Origin of the sequence: Vibrio sp., from assembly GCF_038138445.1 — a bacterium.
Lineage (GTDB): Bacteria > Pseudomonadota > Gammaproteobacteria > Enterobacterales > Vibrionaceae > Vibrio.
This window is the reverse complement of sequence record NZ_JAYQDQ010000149.1, coordinates 1-5,314: the sequence shown is the minus strand read 5'-3', so window position 1 is coordinate 5,314 and position 5,314 is coordinate 1. Positions and strand designations below refer to the sequence as shown.

Here is a 5,314-nt window from a genome sequence, read left to right as displayed (position 1 = left end):
CAATACCGAATTTAAAAGGAAATGATTAGATGGGGTTTACCGCCAGCTTACTTTGTATCACTTCAAGCGAAAAATATTATCATTTTGAAAAAGCTATTTATCCGACTCCATCTCTTTTTCAGCAAGCTTGGCTTTTTCTATCATAGGGGTAATCGTTGAACCTTGAACTAAGATGGAAAACACTACGACTGAGTATGTCATAACGAGGATAATTTCTTTCACGTCGATGAGCTTGTCTTGAATAACCCAAATACCTGAGGGAATAGAAAGGGCCATAGCTAGGGCTAAACCGCCCCGTAAACCGCCCCAAGTCAGGATCTTGACTGACCATGGGTTGTATTTTCTATGCCGTTTAAAGCCGATGTACGCAAGGAAAACACTTAGGTAACGCGCGCCCAGCACTAGAGGTATAGAAAATGCCATTAAGATCCAATCTTCTTCATGGAATTCAAACAGTAACATGGACATACCGATCAAAAGAAACAGCACGCCGTTTAAAAACTCATCGACAAGTTCCCAGAAGTGATCAAGATGGTCTTCACTCTCTTTAGAGAAGCCAATAAATCGAGTCCAGTTGCCGATCATAATTCCAGATACAACCATAGCAAGCGGCCCTGAAACGTGCAGAACTTCCGCAAATGCATAGCCAGCCGTAGGCACACCTATCGTTAGCAGTAACTCCATTGAGTGATCGTCGGTTGAACTGATCAGGTAATGGAATAGCAATCCAAGAGCAAAGCCATATACGATGCCACCAATGGCTTCTTGGATAAAGAGCATAGTGACGCTACCTACTGTTGGAGCTTCACTACCAAAAGCTATGGTGAACAGTGTGACAAATATAACCAAGCCAAAACCATCGTTAAATAATGACTCTCCTTCAATCTGAGTTGAGATGCGCTCAGGTGCGTCTAGCTTTTTGACTATAGCAAGAACGGCAATAGGGTCGGTCGGTGAAATCAGTGCGCCAAAGAGCAAGCAATAGACTAAATCAAATTGAACACCGAGCAGCTGGCAGAAACCATATAGGACAAAACCGATGAAAAACGTTGAGAATAAAGTAGCACCTAATGCCAGTACGGTAATCTCCCACTTTTGATTCTTTAAGTGAGGTAACTTAATGCCTAAACCACCAGCAAACAGTAGAAAACCCAATATTCCTTTGAGGAGAAAGTCTTCAAAATTAATACTTGATACAGTATCTGAAGCTATTTCGGTTAGATGAAACCAGTTGTTTTGTCCGGCGATTAGAATAAGAAGAGATAGAACCATTGAGCCTGCCGTAATTGCAATGGTTGTTTGCATTTTTCCTATCTTGCTGTTTATAAAGGCAATAAACATTGCGGCGGCAGATAAAAAACAGAGAGTGTAGTAAACCGACATCGGGATCTCAAAGTGTGACAAATTATGACTGAGAATTCTCTTCTCGACGTGATTAAATAGCAAACGTTTTTTGTCATTCTTCGGTGAGAAATTTAGTCGTTTAGACGTCTAGACTCCTTTTGAAACTGTGATAGGATGGCTGAATAAGGAAAGTAATGGGGCTGTACCGTGGGAAGTAACATAAGGCAAGAGATAGAAACTCAGCTAAAACATCGCATATTGCTGATTGATGGTGGTATGGGCACCATGATTCAGGGGCATAAACTAGAGGAAGCAGACTACCGTGGAGAGCGCTTTGCTAATTGGCACTGTGATCTTAAAGGTAACAATGATCTTTTAGTATTAACTCAACCTGATTTAATTAAGGCTATCCACAGTGATTACCTACAAGCAGGTGCTGATATCCTTGAAACCAATACGTTTAATGCGACAACCATCGCTATGGCTGACTACGATATGGAAAGCCTTAGCGAAGAGATTAACTACCAAGCTGCAAGACTAGCTCGTGCAGCGGCTGATGAATGGACAGCAAAGAATCCACAAAAGCCTCGTTATGTAGCTGGTGTGCTTGGTCCCACTAACCGTACTTGCTCTATTTCTCCAGATGTTAATGATCCGGGTTACCGTAATGTAAGTTTTGATGAGTTAGTTAGTGCTTACTCAGAATCCACCAAAGCTTTAATAAGAGGTGGCTCTGATCTCATACTTATCGAAACAATCTTTGATACGTTAAATGCCAAAGCCTGTGCATTCGCGGTTGATAGTGTATTTGAAGAGTTGGGACTGGCATTGCCTGTCATGATTTCTGGCACCATCACAGATGCATCAGGTAGGACATTATCAGGACAGACGACAGAAGCTTTTTATAATTCTCTTCGCCATGTAAAGCCTATTTCATTTGGCCTTAATTGTGCTCTTGGCCCAGATGAACTTCGTCCTTATGTCGAGGAATTGTCGCGTATTTCAGAATCATTTGTTTCTGCCCATCCGAATGCTGGGTTACCTAATGCTTTTGGCGAATATGATCTATCTCCTCAAGATATGGCAATGCATGTTAAGGAATGGGCTCAGAGTGGTTTCCTCAATTTAATCGGCGGATGTTGTGGTACAACCCCTGAGCATATAAGCCACATGGCGGAGGCTGTGGAGGCTATCACACCTCGTCAGTTACCAGAGCTAACCGTGGCGTGTCGTCTTTCTGGATTAGAACCGCTAACTATAGAGAAAGACACCCTATTTGTGAATGTGGGTGAACGAACTAATGTGACAGGTTCAGCACGTTTTAAGCGCCTTATAAAAGAAGAGCTATACGATGAGGCGCTCGATGTTGCTCGTCAGCAAGTAGAAAATGGTGCTCAAATTATCGATATAAACATGGATGAGGGCATGCTCGATGCTGAGGCATGTATGGTTCGTTTTCTCAATCTTTGTGCATCAGAGCCTGAAATATCCAAAGTTCCTATTATGGTTGACTCATCTAAATGGGAGGTCATCGAAGCAGGGCTTAAGTGTATCCAAGGCAAGGGGATTGTGAATTCTATTTCCTTAAAGGAAGGGAAAGATAAGTTTATTGAGCAAGCAAAACTTATTCGCCGCTATGGCGCTGCGGTTATTGTCATGGCGTTTGATGAAGTTGGTCAGGCAGAAACTCGTCAGAGAAAGTTGGAAATCTGTACTCAAGCATACCGAATTTTGGTTGATGAAGTGGGTTTCCCTGCAGAAGATATCATCTTCGATCCTAATATATTTGCCGTTGCAACGGGTATCGAAGAACATAACAACTACGCGGTCGATTTCATTGATGCGGTTGCGGATATTAAGCGAGATCTTCCTTATGCGATGATTTCAGGTGGTGTATCCAACGTTTCTTTTTCATTTCGGGGCAACAATTACGTCCGTGAAGCCATTCACGCTGTGTTTCTTTACCATTGCTTTCGTAATGGCATGGATATGGGCATAGTGAATGCTGGCCAGTTAGAAATCTATGATAATGTTCCTGAAAAGCTTAGAGAAGCTGTAGAAGATGTGGTTCTCAATCGCCGTGATGATGCAACCGAGCGATTGCTAGACATAGCTGCCGAGTACGCACAAAAAGGAGTCGGTAAAGAGGAAGATGCTAGCGCGCTTGAGTGGCGAACTTGGCCCGTAGCTAAACGGTTAGAACATGCCTTGGTTAAGGGTATTACAGAGTTTATTGTCGATGATACTGAGGAAGCACGCGTCAATGCAGCTAAGCCTCTTGAGGTGATTGAAGGTCCTTTAATGGACGGTATGAATGTGGTCGGTGATTTATTTGGAGAAGGTAAGATGTTTCTTCCCCAAGTAGTGAAGTCTGCTCGAGTGATGAAGCAAGCCGTCGCACACTTAGAACCCTTCATTAATGCCGAAAAACAAGCAGGATCTTCTAACGGTAAGATACTGTTGGCAACGGTCAAAGGCGATGTTCATGATATAGGTAAAAACATCGTTGGGGTCGTTTTACAATGCAACAATTACGAAATTATTGATCTGGGCGTAATGGTGCCATGTGAGAAAATACTCAAGGTCGCCAAAGAAGAAAATGTCGATATTATAGGCTTGTCCGGTTTAATTACCCCTTCTCTTGATGAAATGGTCCATGTTGCTAAAGAAATGGAGCGTCTTGATTACCACTTGCCGTTATTGATAGGCGGAGCGACAACTTCTAAAGCTCACACCGCAGTTAAAATTGAACAAAATTATCGCCATCCGGTTGTGTACGTGAACAATGCTTCTCGCGCTGTGGGTGTATGTACATCCCTACTTTCTGACGAGTTACGCCCAGCCTTTATTGAAAGGCTGGATGCAGATTATGTGCGAGTTCGCGATCAACATAATCGCAAGAAGCCGCGCACCAAGCCAGTAACACTTGAACAAGCACGTGAGAATAAAGTGGCTATAGATTGGGATAGCTACACTCCACCGGTACCAGCAAAGCCTGGAGTACATGTGTTTGATGATTTTGATGTCGCAACTCTTCGCCGTTACATTGATTGGACTCCATTTTTTATGACTTGGTCTTTGGTTGGAAAATATCCAGCAATTTTTGAACATGAAGAGGTTGGAGAAGAAGCTAAAAGATTATTTGCCGACGCCAATGAATTGCTTGATAGAGTAGAAAGAGAGGGGCTATTAAAGGCTCGCGGCATGTGCGCGCTTTTCCCTGCGGCAAGTGTTGGTGATGATATTGAAGTTTACACCGATGAGTCTCGGACTCAAGTTCATAAAATATTGCATAACCTGCGTCAGCAAACCGAAAAGCCTAAGGGCTACAATTACTGTCTATCAGATTATATTGCGCCTAAAACGTGCGGAAAGTCTGATTGGATTGGCGCCTTTGCGGTAACCGGAGGAATAGGAGAGCGTGAGTTAGCGGATGAATATAAAGCTAACGGAGATGATTATAACGCGATTATGATTCAAGCTGTGGCGGATAGGCTTGCAGAAGCGTTCGCCGAGTATCTTCATGAGCGAGTACGCAAAGAAATTTGGGGCTACGCGAAAGACGAAAACTTATCTAATGAAGAGCTGATACGGGAAAAATATCAGGGGGTTCGACCAGCACCGGGTTATCCAGCGTGTCCCGAACATACAGAGAAAGCAACGTTATGGGAATTGCTCAACGTTGAAAAGACAATAGAGATGTCTTTAACCACAAGTTATGCCATGTGGCCAGGAGCTTCAGTCTCAGGCTGGTATTTTTCACATCCGGACTCGCGCTATTTTGCGATTGCTCAGATTCAGCCAGACCAAGTTGAGAGCTACGCGAAACGCAAAGGGTGGGATAATTTGGAAGCTGAGAAATGGTTAGGCCCTAATATCAACTAGTGTTTTCTAGAAATCAAAAAGCACAGTATGGGCTGTAATGCCGATCAGTTAAACATTAATCGGCAGATCAATTGAATGATCCCAT

At 43.2% G+C, this 5,314-nt stretch carries 2 protein-coding genes; one reads left to right on the top strand and one right to left on the bottom strand.

The window, feature by feature from the left end; translation table 11 throughout:
- Positions 1 to 93 precede the first annotated feature (93 nt).
- Positions 94 to 1,383: a sodium:proton antiporter gene (locus AAFM34_RS20305; protein WP_341665994.1), complete on the bottom strand. Its 1,290-nt coding sequence runs from the start codon at positions 1,381 to 1,383 to the stop codon at positions 94 to 96.
- A 168-nt stretch (positions 1,384 to 1,551) separates the two neighbouring features.
- Between AAFM34_RS20305 and metH the strand changes: the two genes are divergently transcribed.
- A complete protein-coding gene (gene metH, locus AAFM34_RS20300; RefSeq protein WP_341665992.1) occupies positions 1,552 to 5,229 on the top strand; it encodes a methionine synthase in 3,678 nt (1,225 codons plus the stop codon).
- The last annotated feature ends 85 nt before the right edge of the window (positions 5,230 to 5,314 follow it).

What these genes read in the sequence shown, in the direction of transcription:
- AAFM34_RS20305 (WP_341665994.1), bottom strand. Translation starts at nt 1,383, where the DNA reads ATGTCGGTTTACTACACTCTCTGTTTTTTATCTGCCGCCGCAATGTTT.